The 777-nt window shown below is 43.4% G+C and carries 2 protein-coding genes; both read left to right on the top strand.

Annotated features, from left to right (window positions below):
• The first annotated feature begins 139 nt into the window (after positions 1-139).
• A complete protein-coding gene (locus BBA02S_RS19930; protein WP_082040302.1) occupies positions 140-595 on the top strand; it encodes a YopX family protein in 456 nt (151 codons plus the stop codon).
• Positions 592-777 (top strand): hypothetical protein (locus BBA02S_RS19925; RefSeq protein ID WP_061786772.1); only part of this gene is annotated, 186 nt, incomplete at its 3' end. The genes BBA02S_RS19930 and BBA02S_RS19925, both read left to right, overlap by 4 nt.

Genomic DNA, 777 nt, shown 5'->3' with positions numbered 1-777 from the left:
TTAGAGATGGAAAGTCAGAAGGAGAAAAGCGGTTCAGTCATTATCAAGTGGAGCCATTAGACAGCGAGCTGGCGTCAGAGGATGCGGCAACCTTGAAACGCTTGCACATTAATATGGCGCTAGATACAGGAGATAAAGAATGGCTCAAGCAACTAGCAGAAGCGGAGGAAAGCAAATGAAAGAGATAAAATTTCGCACATTTGGTGGCAATTGGAACGGAGAACCAAAACAAAGAATGCTGTATTGTGGCAAGATCACTGATTCAGATTTTTATAGACCACAAAGTGATGATGTTATCTATATGCAGTACACCGGATTACAGGACAAGAACGGCGTGGAGATTTATGAAGGGGATATCGTAGATTACACGAGGGTTATTTACACAGATTGCAGTCGTACGGAAGTGGAAGACATTCAAGAATCAGTACGTGGGGAGATCTACTATGCAGAAGGGATATGGCTTGGTGTTCGTTGTGCGAATGGGATTGGGAAGTTGTTTTTACCTGGAACGATAAGCAATGAGTTGCCCAACGCAGAGCTTGAGGTTATCGGAAATATTTATCAAAATCGAGAGCTGTTGGAGGAAAGTAAATGAACAAAGATAACAATATGCAAAATCCAAAATCACGACCACAAATCAGTCAAGAAGTCATCAAGGGATTCACTGCCATTGTAGACGCACAAGATGAAAAGGGCTTTGCGAAATACGGCCGGAGCATTGACGATGCAAACGATGCGGATTACGACTGGAAGCTGATGGCTCTGGAAGAATGTGCG

Source organism: Bacillus badius NBRC 15713 (assembly GCF_001591605.1).
Lineage (GTDB): Bacteria > Bacillota > Bacilli > Bacillales > Domibacillaceae > Pseudobacillus > Pseudobacillus badius.
Note: the sequence above shows the minus strand (reverse complement) of the source record. Positions and strands in the feature narration are given on the sequence as shown.

What these genes read in the sequence shown, in the direction of transcription:
- BBA02S_RS19930 (WP_082040302.1), top strand. Translation starts at nt 140, where the DNA reads ATGGCTCAAGCAACTAGCAGAAGCGGAGGAAAGCAAATGAAAGAGATA.